We start from the raw sequence: 23,749 nt of genomic DNA, 5'->3' as shown, positions 1-23,749 counted from the left end.
CGCTAAATAAAAGTCCTGCAATCTCTTTTAGTTAGAACCTTTGGTTATGGGATTTTCTTTCACGCTATAAGTAAAAACGTCGCGATAATGTGAACTAGGTTCGATATGCCAACGATGAGTAGATGAGTAAGCTACACTCGGCGGCGCTCCTCTGTTTGGTGATTTAGGACCGTAGCTAAACTATACAGTGACCAAGAGTGAAGTTGTTTTGGATACCCTAGTTCAAACCACTTACGTACGTGATAGGCAGTTAAGTTAGATAGTTAGAAAGAAAAACGCCCTTCACTAAATCAATGAAGGGCGTTTTAATGTATTCGAAACCGTTACTTAGCTGATTCAAACAAACCAGTTATACCTTTCAAAGGGAAAAGCCTTGCTTGTTCCAACCCTATCAACGTTACTTTACTAAGGTCATCAATAAAGAAACGACTGGTCATCGTGTGTTTGCCATCATTAATGAAAATCTCGATGACAGAATTGTCGATATACATCTCAATAGTCTGCTTAGCGTCCAATCTTGGTGCTTTTCGGATACCACCAAATTCTTCTGCGTACAAATGAGACATGTGACGACGGTCTAGCATAAACTCGTGCTCTGTCGCACTAAAGACGATGTTGTCACCTTTGAGGTTACTCAGCTCAAGTTCAAAGCCATCGCCCTCAAGGTCTAATTGGATCAAACAACTTGTGCTTTCCAGTGTATGGGATTGTGCAAAGACCACCTCTTCTTTTCTTAAACTTTTCAGCTCAGGGAGCGGAGTTTGAACAAGAAAACCATCTTTCAACGTTAGTTCTCTAGGAAGAGACAGCATTCCTGCCCACTGGTGTGTGACCGATGGCGTGTCGATTTCTGGCAACCCTATCCATGCAATAAGAATGCGACGCCCATTCTCATCTAAATAGGTTTGTGGGGCGTAGAAATCAAACCCATAATCTGGCTGCAAAATATCTTGGTGGTTTTCTAAAGTCATCGACTCCAGGTTCAACTGATCACCCACGATATACGCGACAGAATAGATGTTTTTGAAATCATAAGGATTACTACTGCTCACGCCCTGTGGAGAAAACAGCATCACCGATTGACCATTAATCTCAAAGAAATCAGGACACTCCCACATGTACCCAAGGTCAGAAAACTTGGTCTTGATAGAACCTTTATGCTGCCACGTTTTCAAATCTTTGCTTTGATAGAGCGCCATTGAACCATGCTCAGTTTTGGTTTGAGCACCCACCACCATCAAATAGTCGTCGCCTTTCTTCCAAACTTTTGGATCACGAAAGTGCTCCGTGTAATGTTCGTTCTCAATGACCACACCGTGCTTTTCAATGTTGCCGTCTGAATCCATGGTGGCAAAGCACTGTGTTGGGATTCGATTCCAGTTTTGGTCACGCTTGTTGCCAGTAAAAAACAGCAAAGCCTTGTTGTTTTCCACCAAAGCGCCGCCCGAATAGACACCATGTGAATCGTAGTCTTGGTCAGGATAAAGACCAACACCATGATCAGTAAAATGAATGAAGTCTTTAGTAGAAAGGTGATACCAATACTTCATTCCATGGACTGGTCCCACAGGCGTCCACTGGTAAAAGATGTGGTGCTCACCATTGAAATAGCACAACCCATTTGGGTCATTTAACAGCCCAAATCTAGGGGCTATATGAAAACTAGGAAAGCCTTTATCTTGCTGACGTAAAAGTGTCATTTCTTCGATATCACACTGAGGGATTTGTTCAAGTCGGCGATATCTTTGCTCTACAGTCCAACGGTTGTCTAAGCTCATAATTTTTCTCAACTGAAATTGGATCTGAAGATCATTGCCCAATAAATTGCAGCAATTCTGTCTGGGTTGGAAGCGCGGTCATTGCGCCTTTTTGCGTCGTCGCTAATGCACCACAGCCATTTGCCCATTGAGTCGCAGAGCTAACAACAGGATGATTTTTCCAATCGTCATGTTGAGACAGACATGCCAGTAGCCCTCCGACAAAAGCATCACCCGCACCTGTGGTATCAATCGGACTAACGACTTGACCTGTGATCAGCTCACTCTGACTTTCAAAGACGCGCCAAACGCCTTTCGCACCTTGTGTCACCAAGACCAAAGCAATATTCAAAGCGGATATTTGTTGTAAACCTTGTGCCATCGATGTTGAGTCAGTTAAGAACAAAAGCTCTTCTTCAGAGAACTTAACCACATCAGCCATCGCTACAGCCTTCATTACGACAGCTTGGATTTCTGATTGATCTTGCCACACTTCATCACGCAAGTTAGGGTCAAAGCTAATGAAACCACCAGCGGCTTTTGCTCTTTTGATCGCCTCAAACGTGCTGCTTCTACTTGGCTCATTTGCCAGTGAAATCGAACAAACATGCAGCCAGTCACCTTGCTTAAAGTTAGGGATGTCTTCAACAGACATAAACTGATCAGCGCTCGGTTTTACCATAAACGTAAAGCTGCGCTCACCTTGATCGTCTAAATCCACCACCACTGTTGATGTTCTTTGCTCAGGATCTTTAACGAGAAACTCCGTGCACACGCCCTCTTGATCTAGCGTTGATTGCATGAAGCGACCAAATGGGTCATCACCTACACGTCCAAAAAACGCACTCTTACCAGATAGACGAGCAATTGCTACGGCGACATTCGCTGGTGCACCACCGGGACATTTGAGTAAAGAAGTCTCAGATTCCGGTATTAGATCGACAACTGCATCACCAGTTACCCACACTTGATTCATCTTGCTTACCTTGAAATTAAAGCCCTGATAGTCCAACGTGTTGAACACCTTCACTACCAAGTAAAAATTGAAAAAGGCTAACCAAGCCATTAGTGCTTGGCTAGCACCCCAAACATTTAGGAAAAGAAGTGGATTTTTGGGGACTCCACCCTTAAGGATTTCAGATTAAGCCGCTGCTTTTCTACCGACTTTAGCGCGGTCACGCATACCAAGAACAATGGTGAGAACAAATGCGGTCAAGAACGCGATCACCATACCCGCGATGTAGTATCCAATCTTCTCTGGCGTAATAGAAATGATGCCTGGAAGACCTGCTGCACCCAATGCCTGAGCTTTCACATTAAACATTGTAATGAACGCGCTCGATAACGCCGCAGCGCAAACTGCCGCAATAAATGGGTAACGTAGTTTTAGATTAACACCAAACATGGCTGGCTCTGTAATACCCAGCAAACCCGTAACACCCGATGGAATCGCAATACCTTTCATCTTCTTATCTTTGCTCATCACGCCCACCGCCAACGCTGCCGCTCCTTGAGAAACGTTAGACATCGCCGCAATAGGAAAGATAAAGGTGCCGCCCGTCGTCGCAATATCCGCAAGAAGTTGCGTTTCAATCGCAATGAAGCTGTGATGCATACCAGTAATAACAAATGGAGCATAGATAAGACCAAATACCGCACCACCAACAAAGCCAGCTGTGTTGTATAGCCAGTTCAGACCATCACCTAATAGGAAACCGATATCACGCGTGAACGGACCGACGACAGTAAACGTCAGCAAACCCGCTATGAAAATCGCCAGTAATGGCGTTAAAAGGTTGTCTAAAACAGAAGGTATGACTTTACGTAAGCCTAGCTCAACCTTCGCAAGAATGAATGCCGATACCAAAACCGGTAACACTGAACCTTGGTAACCCACTTTTTGGATTTCAAAGCCAAGAATATTCCAAACCGGAATGTTGCCAGACACAGATGCGCCGCCGAACCCCCAACCATTCAACAAGTCAGGGTGAACCATCAACATACCTAGCGCCGCCCCTAAATATGGGTTACCGCCAAACTTCTTGCTGGCTGAAAATGCCAACAGAATGGGCAGGTAAACAAACGGAGCGTTTGCAAACGTGTTGATCATGTTCGCCAAGTCTGTCAGTCCTGGGTTGGCATCAATCAAAGATTTTCCATCAATGAACAAGCCTTGGGCAGTCAATAGGTTATAGATACCCATCAACAAACCACCAGCGACGATTGCTGGAATGATTGGAACGAAAATATCAGACAGCCCTTTCACCGCGCGCTGAACAATGTTTTGTTTCTCTGCGCCAGCAGACGCAACGTCGTTGGTGGACATTTCACTCATCCCCGTCAACTTCGCCATTTCTGCATAAACTTGGTTTACGATGCCAGATCCAAAAATGATTTGGTACTGACCCGCAACTTTGAACTGCCCTTTTACTCCTTCAAGGCTATCAATCGCTTGTTCATCTATTTTTTGCTCATCTGCAACGGCAAGGCGTAAGCGTGTCGCACAATGCGCAAGTGCGGTGATGTTGCTTTTACCACCTAATAGAGTTAACAACTCTTTTGCTACTGCCGGATAATTCATTTCATACCCCATTGGATTATTATCTGAGCTTGCGAAATTTTCGGGAACGTTTGCAAAACAGATTTTTGCTCAATAAAACCAAATGATCAAAGATAAAGCAGAGAGAATGTGAGAATGATCGTCAAATTCTCTCCCTAAGAGCAGTATAGGAGGTTAGAATCGCTACTTATCAAAGAGCTTTTCATCTTCTCTTTGCAAACAATCCCAAAAACGAAAAACAGAATGGATAGGAACAATGGCGAGTCTGCATGATGTCGCCCGTCTGGCTGGCGTATCAAAATCAACAGTGTCACGGGTTATAAACGATGAATATGGCGTAAAAGAAGCGACAAAACTGAAGGTCCGCCAAGCAGTAGCGGAGTGTGGCTATGTGCCAAACCAAGTCGCTAAAGATCTAAAATCTCAAAAGACCAATCTGGTTGGTGTCATTGTTCCTCGGGTTTCCTCTCATGCCACATCCCAAGGTGTCGATGGATTAACAGATGTCCTTGAAAAAGCAGGGAAACATGTCTTACTTGCTAGCACTCACCAAGCCCACGAAAAAGAACTGGAATACATTCAGATCTTTAACCAAAAACGGGTTGAAGGGATCATTCTTTACGCCACCCACCTCGATTCCAAGCTGGTAAAAGCAATTCAAAACTCAGCCGTCCCAGTTGTGCTCGTCGGTCAAGATGGTTCCATGTTTAATATTCCAAGCATCATTCATGATGACGCACGAGTAGGGTTTGAAGCAGGAAATAGACTGGTTGCAAAAGGTTGCCAAACCATGGGTTTTATTGGTGTGCAAGGTGACGATATCGCGGTAGATAAGCAACGCTCTGAAGGATTTGTTCAAGCGCTGCAACACCATGGTTTTGAGATCGCCTTCCATGCTCGTGGTGACTTTACCATCGATTCTGGCTATTCATTGGCAAAACAACACTTAACAAAGAACCCTAAGCTAGATGGCTTGTTCTGTGCGACAGACCGTATTGCTATCGGTGCGATGAGAGCGATTCAAGAGCTCGGGTTAACACCGGGTAAAGACGTTTTAGTGCTAGGAGTTGGTGATGATGAGCTCGCATCAGTGTGCACCCCAACCTTATCAACATTTAACTATGCATTTGATAAAGCAGGTGAAAATGGTGCAAAACTGCTACTAGATAGAATTGCCAACAGAAGTTTTGAAATGAGTAAGATGGTACTAACCTTCAAAACAATTGAGCGTCAGTCCTGTTAATGAAAAAGCGCCAACTGAAATCAGTTGGCGCTTTTCTTATTACTCTTTGTCGGTTAGATCCCTTTAGAACCAAGTTTCCATTTGCAGTGCAAACAGAACTTCACCACCATCACCCATCGTTGCAGCACCCGCATCCTGGCTAATCGAGTAGCCATTCAAGTCTTCGCTCCAATCAACGTAGCTAACTGCAAAACGTAGCTCCGGACGGTCAAAGAAACCTGCAGCGGTAGACATCTTAAGCGTTGGTGCGATTGTCGCTTTGTAAAAACTGCCACTTGCTTTATCAATCGCATTGTCTAGGTCCATGTATTGGTATGAGCCTTCATAAACCATCTCAAAGTTCTGCGTAAACTCTTGCGCTAAGCGGATGTTGAACGATGCCCACGTAAATTCATCATTTTCAGCAAAGCGATCTTGGCTGTGTTCTGCTAGCAACGCAGGTGCTACACGCCAGTTGTCGCCGATGCGTGTTACACCATAGCTGAACAAGCGTACGGCTTTTGCGTCTTCTAACAAATCTCCGTTTGAACCGATGCCTTTAAGTTCCGCACCCAGTCCATCACCCATCAAAATACCGGTTTTAGAGAAGCCTTCACTCATGCCAAAGAAGTTATCGCCATGGTAAGCAAACATCGCATGTAAACCTTTGTCCGCTGAGCCTTCTACGCGATCATTGTTATCAGCTGACGTCATGCCGCTCAGCATCAATTGCCAACTACCGAAGCGGTTGTTCATTGTCGCGATATAGTTTTCAACATCCGTTGACGAGCTATCAATCTCACCAAAATCACGACCATAGATCGAGAAGTTTGCTTTCCACGAATCGCTCATTTGGACGTCATACACACCAGCACCAGTACCAGATAAGAAAACAATATCCGAGTCAAAGAAGTGAATGTCAAAGTTATCACGGTCAAATCGTTTACCAGCCCAAAACGTCGCGTCAGCAAACGCACTTGATTCAGAGAACATGCTCAACTTGTTTAGCTCAGCATATACCTGACGAACGTTTAATTGACTCTCGCTCGCCGTCCATTCGTTATTGGTTTCCGTACTATCTGCCAACATGATTCGGAACAAAGCGCTGGAACCATCATCTGCAAAACGTTTGTGAATAAGGTTTGCTTCCACATAATGATCATCCTCTACCCCTAATCGCCCAACTGGAGCGCCAATAGCACCAGCTGCCGTCATGTAAGGACCAGTACCCACTGCACCATTCAGATCGTCATTAATCAGTAGCCCGGAACGAGCGTAGCCATGAAACTCAAAGCTTGAGGCTTTCTCATTTGCTTCTGTGGATGCTTTTTCTGTCTGCTCAAGTCTCTGTTCTAATTCATTAATTCGCTTTTCAAGAGCGTCAACATCTGTTGCTGCGAACACAGGTGCAGTAACCAGTCCAAGCGCTACTGCCATCGTCAAAGTGTGTAGTTTCATTTCCATAGTCTCACGTAAATTTATACTTAGGCATATTGCAAACGTTCCCAATAAAAATCGCAAACTTATGGTAACTTTAAATGTCCATCTAAAGCCTGAATTTCAGAGCGCTCGGACTCAGAGCGTCTCTACTACTTATATCAATGAGGGCGATAATATATAAACTTTTCGGGAACGTTACCGCAAAGAGGTGATTTTGTTACTTCTATCACGTTCAATTGTGTTACTTACAGAAAAATCATTAACCAGCGCACATTTGAGTTAATTGTTAGCCCTAAAGGAAGTAGTTTGAAGGTGACAGGCTACAAAGAAGGAGTTTAGTGTTCATTTGAGAGAATAGTGCTCACGCGCTTCCCTATGCTACTTGATGGTAACTCATCTCTATTTATTGATGAAAAGTAGCAGCTAAGGTTGCAAGTAACTAAGATCGAAGCGGATCTCGATACCTCATTTCAAACAACCTGAAAGGCAGTTAAGACGAGATAAACACCCTTCACCTTCTGTGAATAGCGCTTTGTTATTCTAATTCAAGCTAACGAAACTCATTTTTGGACAAAAATGATTTTCGGAAAAGCGAACATTAGCAAACCATAAATAACTACAGGTATGGCAAAGTGAAAAAGCCCACTGTCAGGTTCTATGAAAGTGGGCTAAAACTATACAGGTTAAGGTATGGAAAATCGGCTATTTCTATGGTTAAGGGGCATTATCCGTAAATGGTTTGTCCGACACCTCTCCCTTACCGTCATATAAAACAACGACTTTTGTATTACCTGTCTTACTATATGGCGCAGATTGTACCCAACCATTAGGATCTGCATCCTCTCGGATAGTACAGTCATTATGCTTTCTATTGGGATTACAAGAGTACTTGTATAACAGTAATACTTGCTGTTTATTTACTAAGACCTGCATAACTCCATTTGTCTTGAAGTTTGGGTAATATTGGTTGATTGTCTCTATTTTTTGCTTCGCAAGCTCGGTGTCTATCACATCATCAATTCGAAACCATTTAGTATCATAATTCTCATCGAAATTACCCCATTCGGGCTTCCAACGCTTTTGCCACTTTTCACGGGATGAGCCGCCACCAACTCCATTTTCCCATTCACCTTTTATGGCGCTAGGGATACCAATGCCAATGCTTGCGCTAGCACAACAGCCCTGAACGCTGCCATACGCAAAGTTTGCACCTCCACCATAGATATCACTAACCCACATATCACGAATAAAATGAGGACCGCTTAAAGACCCCGCATTGCCAATGCTCGCAACTGAAACTGGCTTACTCTCAAAGCAACCATTAAGTAAAAAGCACACGCTTACAGCAATTAAAAATCTATAGTTCATTATCAAATACCACTCGCTTGAGTTGGTTTCCTTCTTTCGTTATCGCGTTAACAAGATTGTCCATAGCAGTCTCACACCCCGCGTTGATTAGTGCATCATGAGGCCGATGTATCCATTCCTTTCCATACTGGCTAATCTCACCCTGCCAATGTGTTGGTGCAATGCTTCCTAAAGGTTGAGCTAATAACTTTTCGTTCAACGTTTTTAAAGCCACATCATTTCCTGTCAATTGACTAAAATCTTGTTGATAGGCGAGCTTTTCGTCATCCCAATTAACACCTGCAACCTCTGCCTGCTGTTTCATTCTTTCTAATGGCAAAGCCGAAAGAGCATTGCTAATAGGCTGTAACTCGTAATAATAAAGGATGCCATTCACCAGTGTCACAACACCATATAAACCCTTAGTGCTGCATTCCAAATTCCAAGCATCTTGAGCTTGCTTGTGTAGGCGCTCACTGTATGCGGCGGCTCCATAAACATTCTGTTGCGCTTGTATATCTTCCCTTATGGATTCTGTTTTTATTAACTCACGATTATAAGTTGCAGACAGAGGCATTCCATACCTTTCAGGTAAACCTTGCTTTGCATACTGCTCTTTTGAAGGATAACCGCCACCAATATCTGTGTGACAGCCAGCAAACACCTCCTCATAAAAGTTTGAAGGTAGAATGCCATCGCTAGGTAGCAGTGACGTTAGAGGGAAGTTTTTTCTGTATTCGTGATGAGCGCTTATCTGGAATACACGCTCAGCACAACTAGTATCAAGTCCTAGTTCAAAATTGCCTTCATCGTTGTTTCCTGCTAGATAGAACGAGCCTACGGTATCGAACAGCCCAACAAAGCGAACACTACAGGTACGTGTCTCGTCAGGATAGTAACCATGTTTAAGCTGGCTACTGATATCATTTTGGTGTGCTAATAAGTTTGGGAAAACTTCACCGAATGACTCTCCATCACGCGGCTTATTATAATCAGGTAACCCATCTTTAACGGCATTAACAAAGTGACGAGCTAAAGCCGCTCCGCGACTAAAACCAAAAACGTCGAACTCAATGTGTGTTATGCCGTCAAAACTCCCTTCATTGGATAAAAAGTCGACAATATCAAAATACTGCTTTATCCAGTTTTGCCACTTATAAAAAGCCCCTGTATCGTCAGCGACAAGGTTATAAGCCCTATCAATGAACGTCCATGTTTTCTCTAATTTATTTGGGCTAACACCAAACGCCTGAGCTAGATCGACCTCATCTTTTCCTTCATCTATCAAGGTTGGGTTTTGCCACGCTCCATCCACAGTTCCGACCCCAGCAACATAAATTTTATTGGTATAATCATCTAATGGATAAATTTCAAACAGCCGTGCCACATTGGTACGTGATTTTACCCCACGTGTTTCTTTGTAGAGATCATTCAGATGGTTTTGCCCAGTCCCATCAAAGAACACCCCAATCCGTAGTACTTTTTCTTCGACTTTTTTTACATTGAGGACTGGTGTTGTCTGAGAAACACCTTGAAGCTCAAAGATGTGTTTCATTGACGGAGAAAGCAATGGCTGATTGTACTTCCCCCATGTATTACCTAATACATAGCTCTCGCCAACTTTTATCTCCGTTAACGGTGAGGGAAATTCTTTGGTTTCTTGAGCTTCATCGACAACATCCGATTTTTCAACAATAAGAACATCGCCAGCTCTTAAAGCCATCGGATCTTGTTCGAATGATGGGTTTAATTTGAGGAGTTCTTTCGGGCTAAGGTCGTAATACCCTACAATGTCACTCCAACTTTCATGCTGTCCATTATCCTTCATATTCACTTTATGGGTTTGAATTTCTTTGGCAGCGGTATCGTTAATATCAGAAGGTGTTTCTCTTGGTAGAAGAGGCTGTTGTAAAGAAGAAACAAGAAGAGCTATATCAATCAGTGTCGCATTTTCGTCGAGCCAAGCCATACTCACTTCGCTCAGTTGTTCGTTGGTCAACTTGGCACGGGAATAGAGTATGTGTTGTTTCCCTGGTTCTTTTCCTTCAATTTTCACTGGAACCAGTAGAGAATTAAAAATCTGATTGCTTGCGAGGGTGTTAGATATGCCATCAGATGAAGATTGAGTAATATGCCAACCCCACTTGCCGTCACCTAGTATATCGAGTTCATACAACAACTTACCTTCGTAGAAGTAGTAATAGAAGCCATGCAAAGACCAACCTAATTTAGACTCGCTCTCTAGAGATGGCAACAAGGGGATAAACTCAGCATTAAAGTACCCTGAGCCGACAGATCTTGGCGTAACGTCAAAGGACGTGCTGATGCCAAAATTCTGATGAAACTCATGAGTCAGCTTTTTTGATTCTTCGACACGGCACTCTCCTGTGAGCACGGTATACTTTGTCGAGTCTAACGCCTCTTCAGAGCGCCAGCGTTTAACGCTCTCCTCATTATCAGATTTACTAAGAGAGAAGACACCTAATTTCAGGCTAGACAGATCGGACTTTGGTGCATAGATCTTAATACGGCACTCAAACCCCGCTACAGGCTCAGGTTCGAGCGCTGGGGTTGGAGTTGAGGGAGCGAGAGGGACATCCTCCTGAACTGGGGCATATCCAGCACTTGTTAACCGTTTCGGCTTAGGGAATTCTATTGGCATATCATATACTTTCAATTCAAAAGTACATTTTACCAACAGTGCATAAATCACACAGTAAGCAAGTGAATTGTTTTGCTATGCAATATGCTTGATTTCTTAGGTATTTTAACTAAAAAAGACAAGCTCTGTGCACATTTACAGAATGTTTGATGGTCTTTAATCCCTAAATAGCCTTGGTACAAAGACGATATCAATTCAAAACCACCTTTTAATGAAAAATCTTTGTCTCTTCACATTAGCAATATTTGTGCAAAACTCGGCTAACTATGACCATAGGCTTTTTGACGACACCAATAAAGGGGCAAAGGTGTGTTTCAGTTCTTAAATGGGGAAGTGTTTTCCTCATATTCCTCAACCAATACAGCTAGCCTTTCAAGTTTACAAATTAGTCTTATATTTGCTTTATCGAAAGGCATTGAGGTTACTTACCTTGGCGAGATTTTTTAAAGTACTCAATACTGTGTTGTATGCGACATTCAACACTTGTACTGTTTCCCTAACGCCAGAGCTATTCATTGACATATCAACAGTTTTTTCTTTTACATCTGGCTTGCGGGCTTCGTAAACGTAATCGAGTTAAAGCTCTTTCGACACTCGATACATCTGGAGCGAGGAGAGCCAGAATGCCCTTTTCCATGTTCACGAACGGGCTCTGTTTTATTACAGAAACGATATTGAACTTGGATAGTAACCATGAGTTAAAAACATCAGAAATCAGGTGGCTATATTAACATCTATCAACCGATTTGAGTTATGACCAATAAAAGGATAGTTAGGTTTTTATTGCGTAAATTATCGGTAAGATGAAGTCATATAACAGGCAATATGTCAGGTGTGTAGAATTATTCTATTTTAGGGATTTTGCTCTAAGTCTAAATGAATCTTTGCATTTCAATTTCAATAAAGCTTGGTTATTGATCATGTTTCTGAGTATGCGAATTATTATCAGTTATGCATATGATTGCTCATTGTCTAGTTTGACTTGTGTAACGTCACTTCAGCACGCACTACGCTGATTGTCTGTGTTTTCGTGTTGACAGTTTGGTACTAGGTAAAAATCAACAAGACTATGATTTCAAGGAACATTTTATGTTAAAGAAACTACTAAGTTTTTGTATCACCTCCGCGCTCTGTTTTCATTCTTCTCTCGCTTTTTCGCAACCCAATGAGATTGCGGACAGTGCAGAGTTACAACAAGCTCCCGACACATTGCCTGCCACTTTGATGCTTGCACCGGACGACATCGCCATTGCAGATCGCTATATTGTGGTATTTCAACAGCCGCAAATGATGGTGAGCAATTCAACGGAATTCGAGCAATTCACGCAACAATCCGTAGACCGCATGTCTGGTTTGTATTCGATACAAGTGGAGTCGGTTTTTGACCACTCGATAAGTGGATTTGTCGCTAACTTGAGTCCTGAGCAACTAAAAGATCTGCGTTCTGATCCTCGTGTGGACTACATTGAGCAAGACAGAATCCTATCGCTTGACCCAATAGTCTCGGCAGACGCAAATCAAACCAATGCCATTTGGGGACTAGACCGAATCGACCAACGAAACTTGCCACTCGATAACAACTACAGTGCCAACTTTGATGGGACTGGGGTAACGGCTTATGTTATCGATACTGGTGTGAATAACGCGCATGTTGAGTTCGGTGGTCGCTCAGTTTCAGGGTATGACTTTGTCGATAACGATGCAGATGCAAGTGACTGTAATGGACACGGCACACACGTAGCTGGCACCATTGGCGGCAGCTTGTATGGTGTTGCAAAAAACGTCAACCTTGTCGGCGTGAGAGTATTGAGCTGTACCGGTTCGGGTTCTACTTCTGGTGTTATTGCCGGTGTGGACTGGGTGGCTGCGAACGCTTCCGGACCTTCAGTCGCCAACATGAGTTTAGGCGGCGGTCAATCCGTCGCTCTGGATAGTGCGGTGCAAAGTGCGGTTCAGTCAGGTGTCAGCTTTATGCTTGCAGCAGGTAACTCCAACGCCGATGCGTGTAACTATTCTCCAGCACGCGTTGCTTCCGGAGTAACTGTCGGATCGACCACTAGCACGGATGCACGTTCGAGTTTTTCAAACTGGGGCAGTTGTGTGGACGTGTTTGCGCCAGGTTCACAAATCAAATCCGCATGGTATGACGGTGGCTACAAAACCATTAGTGGCACTTCGATGGCGACGCCACATGTGGCGGGTGTAGCAGCATTGTATCTTCAAGAAAACCGTTCACTGTCTCCAAGCCAAGTAGAGGCCTTGATCGTTAGCCGCGCAACTAGCGGAAAAGTGACGGACACAAGAGGAGGCGTGAACAAGCTACTTTATAGCTTAACGGATGCAGATTGTGGCCAAGACTGTGGTGGCCCAGATCCAACACCGGACCCAGAAGGCAAATTAACCTCGGGCGTGCCAGTAAGTGGTTTAAGTGGTTCAACTGGTCAAGTAGCGTATTACTATGTTGATGTAGAAGCTGGGCAGCGCTTAACCGTACAAATGTATGGTGGCAGTGGCGATGCGGATTTGTATCTCCGTTTTGGAGCAAAACCAGCACTGAATGCATGGGACTGCCGACCTTTCAAATACGGTAACAATGAAACATGTACGGTCAGTGCGACGCAAAGTGGACGTTATCACGTCATGATTCAAGGTTACTCAAACTATAGCGGTGTCAGCATTCAAGCGAGCTACTAGTTATTCTTCTCGTTACTAAAAGAGAGCAAAGCCCGCTTTTCGGTGGGCTTTTCTTTTGGGAATACTGTGCTTTAGGGAATACTGTGCTTTAGGGAATGCAGTGTTTAAGAGGAGACGCTCGACGCTATTCAAACGTATTGGCCTTTTGCTTCAAAAACTCAACTCGAAGCGAAATCGAAGCTTTCTATTAGTAGTACTCACATAAGTCGGGTTCCTCAAACAAAAACGCCCTTTACATAAGTAAAAGGCGTTTTTATTTTGGGTTTTGATTAACGAGCTATAATACCAACCCACCGTCAATCTTGAGCACTTGGCCTGTGATGTAGGCGCTCTTGTCTGAGGTTAGGAAAGAGACGCCATTGGCAATATCTTGCACTGAGCCCATGCGCCCTAATGGGGTTTTGCCTTCCATCATTTGAATGACTTTCTCTGGCAGGTTCTTGGTCATGTCGGTGGCGATAAAGCCTGGCGCGACACAGTTGACGCGTATCTGTGCACCCTTTCTTGAAAGTTCTTTCGCCCAGCCTTTGCTCATTGAGATGACGCCGCCTTTACTTGCGCCGTAGTTGCTCTGGCCGATATTACCATCCGTTCCCACTATAGAAGAAATGCTAACAATACTGCCTGTGCCCTGCTCTAGCATGACAGGAGCAACACGTTGGGTGAGTAAGAACACCGCTTTTAGGTTCACGTCGATCACGCTGTCCCAGTCTTGCTCTAACATATCTGGCAACAATGCATCTCGAGTGATGCCCGCGTTGTTAACCAGAGCATCGATTCTTCCGTGCTGCTCTACAACACTTTCTACCACTTCACTGACAGCTTCGGCATCACACAAGTTGACTTGATAACTGCTTAGCTGCGCCGACTGACTCCATTCCACGGGCGATATGTCTAGCCCGATTACGTGGAATCCATCCTCCAGTAATTGCTCACAAATCGCTTGGCCAATACCACGAGCCGCACCAGTGACTACTGCTACTTTTTCCGGTTTCATCTTGGTCTTCCTTAAATGTTGAGATTACAAATTAGCTTGTATCCCTAGCGTTTTTTGTTTTTATGCCTAGTCGCGTTACAGCTGCGCTTCTCATACGCAGGGTCTTTTATATCTTATAAAAACTATAGAAACAGTCTGGGAGTCGGATGTGAACTAATCAAGGCAACTTGATGACTATGGCAAGATCAACGTAAGAAAGTGTGTTGGAAGGCGCAAAGTTACACGATTGGAGGACTTGGATAGAAAAGTATTGGTCTGATTAATCAAATACTACTTCATCAGACCAATATTACTTGTCTCTTAATCTCTTACAAAAGCTGGTTTTGTTATTTTCACCAGAAAAGGCTGAAGCAAGAGATTAAACAACATGCCAGCAATAAACAGGGTGATCACAATACTCGCACCACTCGGTAAGTCATAGCGAGCCGATGCGGCAATACCCGTTAATATCCCAACAATACCGATGCTGATACTGGCGACAAAGAATCGAGTTCCCTTCAATGCTGCCGCACATAAAGCTGGAATCACCAACAAAGCAAATTCTAAATAAATGCCGGTTAACTTGACCGTAATGGGCATCAGAATAGCAAAGATCAGATAAAAACCACTACCGCGCATAAACGCAGGTTGTAACCAAACTAATAGCAACATCGCAGTGGTAATGAGTGCCAAAGGCCAAACGTCTGCCCAAGTCGCCCATAACAGTTGCCCATTAAGAATGCCTTGAATAAAGTCTCCGCCGTGTGGGTCTTTACTCACCAGCAGGATCGCCAGCGATGCAGACACAACAAACAAGCTGCCAATCATGGGCTCTAAATGCTGCTGGTATCGTTTCTCCATTAAAGCAATCAAACCGCAAAGCATCAAAGACATCACCCAAGGGCCAATCATTTCGCCAAAGAATGAGCCTGAGAACAGCGCGTATTGGCTCAACCAGTAGTGGCTTAGTGCTGCCCCCAATGCCGCGACTTGCGCCACCGCCAAATCTATAAAGATGATCTGACGATTAAGAACTTGTTGCCCCAGAACGATGTTGCCAACTAACGCAATTACACCACACAAAACCGCAGGTAAAAGCCATGCATAATCAGCCATGGCTTAGATCTTCACAGGAACGGGCGGCACTAACACATCCAGTAAATCATCAATGACCTGATCGTACATCTCATCCAAGTTTTCACCCTCAGAAACGGTCAATGGCAGTTGAATCACAGGTTTGTCAGTATGATCTTGCAACCAGTTCGCTGGACGCTGATCCTGATGAGAAGAGTAAACAATCGCATCAAAACTGTCAGCATCTAACTTGGTAAGTGATTGCAGGTGAGATGTGGTCGGTGAAATGCCCGGTTTAGGTTCGAGATCGGCAATCTGCTTCATTCCGAGCCAATCGTACAAATAACGATACGTCGCGTGATAACCGACAACTTGCTTACCCTTTAAAGCAGCCCCTTTCTCATTCCATTCTTTAAGCTTTTTACGCCAATGAGCACGAAACTTCATACCATTCACTTGGTAACTTTGTGCTTTGTCGGGATCAATCGCTTTTAGGCGCTCCGTGACTTTACGAGATAATGGAATCATGTCATTTGCCGCAAATTGAACATGTGGGTTACCGTGAGCGTGTATATCTCCCATGCTACGGTCAACGTGAGCATGAGTATCTAACATGCGCACGAAGTCCGTCGCGTAGATCATGCTCGGCGCACCATTTTGCACCGCCGCATTGCTGCTACGAACTTGCAGCATAGGTAACCACCCCACCTCTAGCTCTGCGCCCGAACACATTGCCATGTCCGCTTGGCGCATCTTCGCAATCAAAGAAGGACGAGCTTGTACGTAATGTGGGTCTTGCTTAGCCGTTGTCGCTGAATAAATACTGGCATCTGGCGCGTGGCTTTCAAGAAAGGCTTTCCATTCTGGCTCACAAACGAAAATGTTTAGAGCCAAAGCAGGCGAAGAGATGATGGCAGCTCCTGCTGCCATCATCACCAAGCTGCATTTATTCAATGTCAGCTTAGAACGCATGAGCACCGTGCGCTCCAAATGTCATCACATATTGCAGAGTGAACACGTTGTCTGTCTCGCTGTCTTGGTTATCAATGCGAGTGTATTGCGCACGGATAGTACCGAAATGAGAAGAATCCCATGCGATCATTGCATCCATTTCTTTATCATTCAGCTCAGTGAAATGCATGTGGTCGCCGTGTGCATGACCATCGTAGCTTTCTGCTTCGCCGTAACGTAGACCTGCTGACCAGCTTGGGTTGAAGCGATAAACACCCGAAACATAGTAAGCGCTTAAGTTGTCTGGTGACTCTGCATCGTTTTTATATTTGCTGTCTACCACACCGTCTAACAGCATGTATTCAGCCGATAGCGTGAAGTTGCTGTATTTGTAATTACCGTCTGGTGCCCACTTCCAAACAAAATCAGCTCCATAAAGATTCGCACCTGTCACTGCTGCGCCATGATGGTGATCGTGCTCATGCTCTTCTTCATGACCGTGGTCGTGATCTTCGAACTCTTTAACCTTGCCGTTTTCGTTACGCAGGTAACTTAAACCAAACTGCCAACTTGAAGATTCGGAGAAGTCACTACCAAGCTTCAGCGTCGTGGTGTACACGCCAACTTCAGAACCATCTTCGACAGAAGACATTTTGCTACCACTGAGCGCTTCTACACCAAGTTTTACATAAAGGTCGGTTGGCAACACGATGTTTGCACGTACACCATCATCGTAGTAGTGCGAGCCAAGGAAAGTACGATAAGCAATTGGACGCTCAACAAAGCTATCGGTGTGCATGTGTTGGTTGTTCAGGTAACCAAAGTCAGATAGGAATCGGCCAGCGCGCACGTTTACACCATATGGCAATGCCAAAGTTTCGATGAATGCCTCTTCAAGCTCTAATTCTGTCTCATCACCATGACTTTCAAGAACCGCGGTCAATGCACCGTAAAACTTGTCGTCGATATTCGATGAGAAGTTTAATTCCGTATGGCCTAGACCAAAGCCTTCTTCGCGCTCAGAATTATGACGTTGGCCATCTTGGTAGTAGCCATCAACAACAACACCAATCTGTGGGTTCGATAGTGTGTCGGCAAAAACAGGGGATGCAAAAATGCTACCGATCACGAGAGACACCAATTTCTTATTCACTACTTTTTCCTTTCTGTTATGTTATAACATTTAATTTTGCGATGTTATAATATAACAATTCTCATTACACAAGCAGAAATTTAAATTAGGCTCCGATTTCATGTTCGTACTCAATCCATGAATTGGGCTATCAACAAGTGAATCAATTGATGTTTTTTATACGTATACTAATGAGAATTAGTAATTAAATAAGTAACGGAATTTCAATATGTTGAATATGGATTTTGCAAAAAGAATCGTGATAGATACTGCTCAACAGGAATGGATCGCCAGCCCTTCCAAAGGTGTGTGGCGCAAACCTTTGGAACGAGAAGCCAAAGAATCAGGGCATACCACCAGCGTCGTTAAGTACGAGCCAAATTCGCAGTTTTCAACTCATCCTCACCCTCAAGGAGAAGAAGTATTGGTGCTCGAGGGAGTATTCTCTGACGAATACGGTGACTACCCTGCCGGCACTTACCTTCGTAACCCTCCAGGAAGTCAACACGCACCATTTAGCAAAGAAGGCTGTGTGATTTTAGTTAAACTAAATCAGTTCGAATCTGAGGATCTTGAAACAGTTCGCATTAATACAAACCAAGCGAGCTGGCAGAGTGGTGTCGGTGGGTTGCAAGTCATGCCTCTGCATCATTTTGAGCACGAACATGTCGCGTTGGTTAAATGGCCAAAAGGTGAGAAGTTTCAACCACACCGTCACTTTGGTGGTGAAGAAATTTTCGTATTGTCAGGAGAGTTTAGAGACGAGCTAGGTACCTATCCCGCTCTCTCTTGGATCCGAAGCCCACATATGAGCGAGCATTTTCCTTTTGTAGAGCAAGAAACGATCATTTGGGTAAAAACTGGTCACCTGCCGCTCCAAGCTCCTGCTCAGCACTCCTAATGTTTGCACACTTGGCACCGTCCATTGGAACTAAAATCGGCCCGCTATTTACGAGCCGATGATCATTTCGTCACTAAGAACCCATTATTCGCGAGTGGAGCCAGTCTTTGAGCTCAGCCCGGTTATGTTTTAATACGTTCATTTCGTGATCATCAATCGGGCTTCCTTGAAGTTCTAGTACGCGGATTTCCTTATCTAAAGCATTGTAGTTTTTAACGGTTTCAGCAAATGATGCATCGTTTTCGGTAAGCTGAGTAATGGTATCCAAATGTTCTGGGAATTCATGAGTTAATGAGTGATTTTCACCTAACATAGAGACCTCTTGGCTAGAGTTGTTGATGTATTTATCCGCTCATTTTTTGAGCGACACATTTCTAACCATAGCACTTCAAATAGCACAATATCGTCGATTTGAGCACACTTTTACTGAACTTCTTAGTCATGGTTTATCACTCTTTTAACCGCGCGACTCCGCTCGTTATTATTCTGTGTTTTATCAATAATCGACTACATTTAATACACTTCTCATAAAAAGGTACATCTAAATGAACAGCATGAAAATTGGCTTGATCAGTGCGTCAATAACAGTTGCGTTGATTGGCTGTAATTCAGACAGTGACTCTGTCAGCACAATGACTCCGGTTACCTTGTCTGTATCAGATGCCCCTATTGATGACGTATCAGAAGTGGTTATCGCATACAACAAAGTGGCATTTCTCCCTTTGGATGGTGGTACACCACAAGTTTTCGATGTGTATAAAACCGACGAAGACGGAAATTTCGTTGACGAAAATGGTAATCCTCTGCTCGATAATGAAGATCCAATACCATTAAGCGTTAACTTACTCGACTTCCAGGGCAGTAACGCTCAAGAGTTAGTGGACGATGAGCTGATACCCACTGGCAATTACAAACTCTGCGTGTTTGCGAATGATGGCGATCATCCGGATTATCCATCCTATGTTGTTGATGAAGCGACCGGCAATCAAATACCACTGACCGTAAAAGGTAATGGGGCTTGTCCGCAGGGGGTCGGAAAGGATCCGAATTCTGGGGTACTGTTCTTTAATGATACCTTCGCAGTCAACCCTGACAACAACGAATTTGTGGTGGAGTTTGACCTGCGTCGTGGCTTAAAAGACGGAACTGGGCAAAACGAGGGCTACAGTATTCAGCGCACCTCAGTCACTTTAATTAACACGGTTACAACGGGTGAAATTCAGGGAGATATCGCAACATTGACCTACCAAAACTGCGAAACGGATACCCCAAGCGCAAATGGGTATGCACACGCGGTCTACCTATATGAAGGAAATATCGCCGAAGAGAACATGGGGCCATTTGCAGGCGCAGAAGGCCAAATAATGCCAATCTCAGCGGCGAACGTAGTGGAAGACATTGATGAAGCAAATTACGAATATGAATTTGGCTTTGTAGAGCCCGGTACGTACTCCGTCGGCTATACCTGTACCGCAAATGACGATTCTGTAGATGGTATTGTTGCAGGTGAAACCTTTAGCATTTATCAATCTACCAGCGGAATTAGCGTCTTTGTTGGTACCGATACAAACGCAGACTTTTAATCTCTCTAACACTGCAGACCCTGCATGGGTCTGCTTTTTTTGCTATTCCAACTGAGCACGGATTATGGTCTTTGTGACTTTTAAACCTCTTCCCAATAAGGTGGCGTGCCATAGTATTCAGCAAAGTAATCAATAAAGGCACGCACTTTAGGCGCAATTAGACGAGAGCTTGGGTACACAGCCCAAATCCCAGCATCCATCGCTAAAGGGTGATCTTCGAGTACTTCCACTAGCTGACCACTTTGTAATTCTTGATAAACACTCCAAACTGAGTTGATAGAAATACCTAACCCGTTTACCGTCGCGTCTCTCATCGCATCACCATTATCAGTTTTAAAACGACCAGAAGTTCTTACATTGAGCATTCCATCTTTTGTATTGAATGACCAATTATTCATTCCAACTAAGTTAATACATTCATGATTCGTCAAGTCTTGGGGCTTGTTAGGTCTCCCAAATTGTTCAATATAATCTGGTGATGCAACGATAATACGACGATCTGGCGCAAGCTTTCTTGCGACCAATGAAGAATCTTTCAACTCAGCGACACGAATGGCGACATCAAAACCTCCCTCAACCAGATCAATAATGGAATCAGAAAATCGGCAGTCCACGGTTAACCCTGGGTAACGCGCCATAAAACCTTTTAATGCGGGCACAATATGCAAGCGACCAAAAGTTGCAGAGGCGGTTATACGTAATACTCCCGTTGGCGCACTCTGCCCTGAGCCAACAGCTCCCCTTGCTGCCTCCACTGTTGCAAGGACCTCCTCCGCGTGAGGTAAAAAAGCCTGCCCTTCTTCAGTTAAGGAAACTTTGCGTGTGGTGCGATGAACTAAACGAACTCCTAAGCTGTCCTCAAGTTTGTTGATGTGCGCACTAGCGACAGCAGGAGAAAGTCCAAGCTCCTGACCAGCCATGCTGATGTTGTGTGTCGAAGCCAAACGGACAAATAGCTTTACATGATCGATGTTCATTTAATTTTCAATTATTTGTAAAAAATCATCATATAGAGCTTAGCATTTTATTCCTTACGGATAGTAAATAAAGACTCCAATTAGAAAAAGCTGATGGGCAAATAGAAGTCCAGCTCAAACGCCTCATCATGGCTAAGGAAATGGTTTTTATGATAGTGAACATAAGCGGGAGTAGAACGCTGCTTAAAGCCTGAATTCGGCAACCACTTCTCTAACACCATACTCAATTGAGGAAGAAGCTCTCCATATACCCCTGTTAAGCGAAAAACAGCATGCAAACCACCCGGAATCGTCATTTGATTCACGACACCGCGTACTTTAAGCGGCTTATCAATCGCCATACAAGCTACATAGCGACACTTATCTAGCTCGACCCAAGCGGGATTGGAGTGATGCAAACCATATTGAACCGAAAAGTCCCGATTCTCAGAGCTTGCCCACGCCTTCAAAATCAGCCACGCATTGCGAATGGAACGGCTATAACCCTCATGCCGCACATAAGCCGCAAAGCGTTGTGGAACCTCCACAATTTTAGGTTCTGGCAACTCGCGTTTAGCAACCCGATGATAACCCGCAGCCACTTCCGGATCTTTTAGATACGGCTTTTCTGCGACTTGTAAATCATGCTTTCGCCACGCGCCAGGAGACATAGCGAACGTTGCTTTAAATGCTCGGCTAAAAGAAGATACCGAGCTAAAGCCGCACTTGTTAGCAATGTCTAACACCGACGAGCTGGTATCAAACATCAGTTGATTGGCGGCGTATTCCATTCTTGTGCGACGGATATATTGATGGACAGACTCCCCTACCACATCTTTAAAAATACGATGGAAGTGTTGCTCAGAATAGGCTGCTACATCTGCTAGCTCTTTAGCCGATAAATCTCTGCTAATGTCCTGGTGAATGTAAAACAGCACGTCATTGATCCTAGAAACTTGTTGGTGGCTCACGGAGTAAATTTTCGCTTAAATAGCATAAATGGACATGTTTAACAGCATAAATGGACACACCAAGCTTGGCAATTTACCTATACTATTTCTGACATAAAAAAAGACAATTACGAGAAGCACAGCACATGGAAATCGCACAGTCATTACAACAAACTAAGTCATCCTACATCCGAGAAATCCTCGCTGCAGCGAGCGATAAGAACGTCATTTCTCTTGCAGGTGGCTTACCGGACGAAAAAACCTTCCCGATCGACTTAATGAAACCGACGCTCGAAAACCTCGCGAATATGCCAGAGGTGTTTCAATATGGCGCAACAGCAGGCTACGCACCGCTACTTAATTTTTTGACCGATTATTACCAGCTGCCAGAATCTCATTTGGCGATGATCACAACGGGCTCTCAGCAAGGGCTAGATTTGATTGCGCGTGCGTACGTGAATCCGGGCGATAAAGTGGTGATGGAAGCACCGAGCTACCTTGGTGCTATGCAAGTATTCGGTCTAGTGCAAGCCAACATCGTGACCGTTTCACAAACCGAGTGTGGCCCAAACCTTGAAGAACTCGAACAATGCTTTGCCACGCAGCAACCAAAAATGTTCTACGCCGTACCCGATTTTCACAACCCAACGGGCGTATGCTGGGCGCTAGAGACTCGCCAAAAAGTTGCCGAGCTTTGTATACAATACGACGTGGCGTTCATTGAAGACGCACCATACCGCGAGCTGCGTTTTTCTGGTGAAGCACTGCCGCTAGTTTCGGACTTCTGCCCACAGCACTCCATCGTATTGCGCTCTTTCTCCAAAATAGCTTCACCAGGCTTGCGTATTGGTGTAGTTACGGGCAAAAACAGCTACCTTGAGCCACTCATCAAAATTAAACAAGGTGCCGATCTGCACTCTAGTATTCCTATGCAAGCTTTGCTGCATGGTCTACTGCAACATGACAACTTCGAAACGCACATTTCAACCATCTGTGCGCTTTACAAATCACGTTACGATGTCATGTTTGCTGAACTGCAAAAACAGCTGCCAGAAAGTTGCGTACTCAAACCCGTCGATGGTGGCATGTTCGTTTGGGTCGAGATTCCAGAATGCGACACCTTCGAACTGGCGAAAAACCTTCTCGCAAACTGGGTTGCTGTAGTGCCGAGCCCGGTCTTTTATCCAGAAGGTTCAACGGTAAAAGCCGCTCTGCGTCTTAACTTTACCAATGCCACACCAGAAGAACTAACGACGGCTGTCTCTCGACTCGCGGATGTCCTCAACACGTTGTAATTGAGCGCGAGTGTAAGAACCTGCCTTTGAGATTCAAAAAAGTCTCAAAGGCAGCATCAAAAAAGTTCCCCAAAAAAATTTATATTTTTCCTTCAAATCAACTCTCTACAGTAAGTGCCTGTTTTCTCTTGAACCTCTCACTCATATAAAAATGAGAACTCAATCACGTATTTGATGGTTAGAAAAGTTACGTCTATCTTTCAGTCAAAGACATCAACTTCGCAGCGTTAATGCTCTCAATTTCAGACA

Annotated in this window: 18 protein-coding genes and 1 pseudogene; 5 read left to right on the top strand and 14 right to left on the bottom strand. The window is 44.3% G+C overall.

The window, feature by feature from the left end; genetic code table 11:
• Positions 1–323 precede the first annotated feature (323 nt).
• The 3 genes from L3V37_RS03855 to L3V37_RS03845 all read right to left on the bottom strand — a co-directional run bounded on the left by L3V37_RS03855 (position 324) and on the right by L3V37_RS03845 (position 4,338).
• Positions 324–1,778, bottom strand: coding sequence for a sucrose-6-phosphate hydrolase (locus L3V37_RS03855; protein ID WP_237305869.1), 1,455 nt, complete (start codon positions 1,776–1,778; stop codon positions 324–326).
• 31 nt (positions 1,779–1,809) lie between these two features.
• Positions 1,810–2,733, bottom strand: coding sequence for an aminoimidazole riboside kinase (locus L3V37_RS03850; RefSeq protein ID WP_237305868.1), 924 nt, complete (start codon positions 2,731–2,733; stop codon positions 1,810–1,812).
• Between the two features lie 165 nt (positions 2,734–2,898).
• Positions 2,899–4,338 carry a sucrose-specific PTS transporter subunit IIBC gene (locus tag L3V37_RS03845; RefSeq protein WP_025767958.1) on the bottom strand — a complete coding sequence of 480 codons (1,440 nt, stop codon included), beginning with the start codon at positions 4,336–4,338 and terminating at the stop codon, positions 2,899–2,901.
• A gap of 235 nt (positions 4,339–4,573) precedes the next feature.
• On the opposite strand from L3V37_RS03845, the gene L3V37_RS03840 reads away from it, so the two are divergent.
• Positions 4,574–5,560 carry a LacI family DNA-binding transcriptional regulator gene (locus L3V37_RS03840; RefSeq protein ID WP_005373712.1) on the top strand — a complete coding sequence of 329 codons (987 nt, stop codon included), beginning with the start codon at positions 4,574–4,576 and terminating at the stop codon, positions 5,558–5,560.
• 63 nt (positions 5,561–5,623) lie between these two features.
• Here L3V37_RS03840 and L3V37_RS03835 read toward each other — a convergent pair whose 3' ends face one another.
• The 4 genes and pseudogenes from L3V37_RS03835 to L3V37_RS03820 all read right to left on the bottom strand — a co-directional run.
• Positions 5,624–6,997: a carbohydrate porin gene (locus L3V37_RS03835; RefSeq protein ID WP_130546514.1), complete on the bottom strand. Its 1,374-nt coding sequence runs from the start codon at positions 6,995–6,997 to the stop codon at positions 5,624–5,626.
• Positions 6,998–7,693: 696 nt separating this feature from the next.
• Positions 7,694–8,347 (bottom strand): hypothetical protein, encoded by a 654-nt coding sequence (locus L3V37_RS03830; RefSeq protein WP_130546400.1) that lies wholly within the window; start codon positions 8,345–8,347, stop codon positions 7,694–7,696.
• Positions 8,337–10,988, bottom strand: a complete 2,652-nt coding sequence (locus tag L3V37_RS03825; RefSeq protein ID WP_237305867.1) for a DUF2235 domain-containing protein — start codon at positions 10,986–10,988, stop codon at positions 8,337–8,339. The genes L3V37_RS03830 and L3V37_RS03825 overlap by 11 nt, the downstream gene beginning before the upstream one ends.
• A 428-nt stretch (positions 10,989–11,416) precedes the next feature.
• Positions 11,417–11,683: pseudogene (locus L3V37_RS03820) on the bottom strand (IS1-like element transposase); the annotation flags it as partial.
• Positions 11,684–12,077: 394 nt separating this feature from the next.
• Here L3V37_RS03820 and L3V37_RS03815 point away from each other — a divergent pair.
• Positions 12,078–13,682, top strand: a complete 1,605-nt coding sequence (locus L3V37_RS03815; protein ID WP_237305866.1) for a S8 family peptidase — start codon at positions 12,078–12,080, stop codon at positions 13,680–13,682.
• A 277-nt stretch (positions 13,683–13,959) separates the two neighbouring features.
• Here L3V37_RS03815 and fabG read toward each other — a convergent pair whose 3' ends face one another.
• The 4 genes from fabG to L3V37_RS03795 all read right to left on the bottom strand — a co-directional run bounded on the left by fabG (position 13,960) and on the right by L3V37_RS03795 (position 17,836).
• Positions 13,960–14,679, bottom strand: a complete 720-nt coding sequence (gene fabG, locus L3V37_RS03810; protein ID WP_017633598.1) for a 3-oxoacyl-ACP reductase FabG — start codon at positions 14,677–14,679, stop codon at positions 13,960–13,962.
• 300 nt (positions 14,680–14,979) lie between these two features.
• Entirely contained in the window at positions 14,980–15,774 is a 795-nt protein-coding gene (locus L3V37_RS03805; protein WP_237305865.1) for a metal ABC transporter permease, read from the bottom strand.
• A gap of 3 nt (positions 15,775–15,777) precedes the next feature.
• On the bottom strand, positions 15,778–16,704 hold the full coding sequence (locus tag L3V37_RS03800; protein WP_237305864.1) for a metal ABC transporter solute-binding protein, Zn/Mn family: 927 nt from the start codon (positions 16,702–16,704) through the stop codon (positions 15,778–15,780).
• Positions 16,694–17,836, bottom strand: coding sequence for a hypothetical protein (locus L3V37_RS03795; protein WP_017633595.1), 1,143 nt, complete (start codon positions 17,834–17,836; stop codon positions 16,694–16,696). Before L3V37_RS03795 ends, L3V37_RS03800 begins: the two co-directional genes overlap by 11 nt.
• A gap of 208 nt (positions 17,837–18,044) precedes the next feature.
• Between L3V37_RS03795 and L3V37_RS03790 the strand changes: the two genes are divergently transcribed.
• Positions 18,045–18,716, top strand: coding sequence for a cupin domain-containing protein (locus L3V37_RS03790; RefSeq protein ID WP_237305863.1), 672 nt, complete (start codon positions 18,045–18,047; stop codon positions 18,714–18,716).
• Between the two features lie 73 nt (positions 18,717–18,789).
• Here the strand turns inward: L3V37_RS03790 and L3V37_RS03785 are convergent, their stop codons facing one another.
• Positions 18,790–19,029 (bottom strand): YdcH family protein, encoded by a 240-nt coding sequence (locus tag L3V37_RS03785; RefSeq protein ID WP_005373737.1) that lies wholly within the window; start codon positions 19,027–19,029, stop codon positions 18,790–18,792.
• Positions 19,030–19,261: 232 nt separating this feature from the next.
• Between L3V37_RS03785 and L3V37_RS03780 the strand changes: the two genes are divergently transcribed.
• Positions 19,262–20,299: a DUF4382 domain-containing protein gene (locus L3V37_RS03780; protein WP_213899221.1), complete on the top strand. Its 1,038-nt coding sequence runs from the start codon at positions 19,262–19,264 to the stop codon at positions 20,297–20,299.
• Between the two features lie 80 nt (positions 20,300–20,379).
• On the opposite strand, the gene L3V37_RS03775 is transcribed toward L3V37_RS03780, so the two are convergent.
• Together L3V37_RS03775 and L3V37_RS03770 are read right to left on the bottom strand one after the other, a co-directional pair.
• The gene (locus L3V37_RS03775; protein WP_213871438.1) at positions 20,380–21,276 is read right to left on the bottom strand and encodes a LysR family transcriptional regulator; all 897 of its coding nucleotides are present in this window, start codon (positions 21,274–21,276) and stop codon (positions 20,380–20,382) included.
• 80 nt (positions 21,277–21,356) lie between these two features.
• Positions 21,357–22,226, bottom strand: a complete 870-nt coding sequence (locus L3V37_RS03770) for a GyrI-like domain-containing protein (protein ID WP_213871439.1) — start codon at positions 22,224–22,226, stop codon at positions 21,357–21,359.
• Positions 22,227–22,351: 125 nt separating this feature from the next.
• Between L3V37_RS03770 and L3V37_RS03765 the strand changes: the two genes are divergently transcribed.
• A complete protein-coding gene (locus L3V37_RS03765) occupies positions 22,352–23,500 on the top strand; it encodes a PLP-dependent aminotransferase family protein (protein WP_130546409.1) in 1,149 nt (382 codons plus the stop codon).
• Positions 23,501–23,749 lie beyond the last annotated feature (249 nt).

The organism is Vibrio sp. D54 (genome assembly GCF_021728075.1).
GTDB lineage: Bacteria > Pseudomonadota > Gammaproteobacteria > Enterobacterales > Vibrionaceae > Vibrio > Vibrio alginolyticus.
Note: the sequence above shows the minus strand (reverse complement) of the source record. Positions and strands in the feature narration are given on the sequence as shown.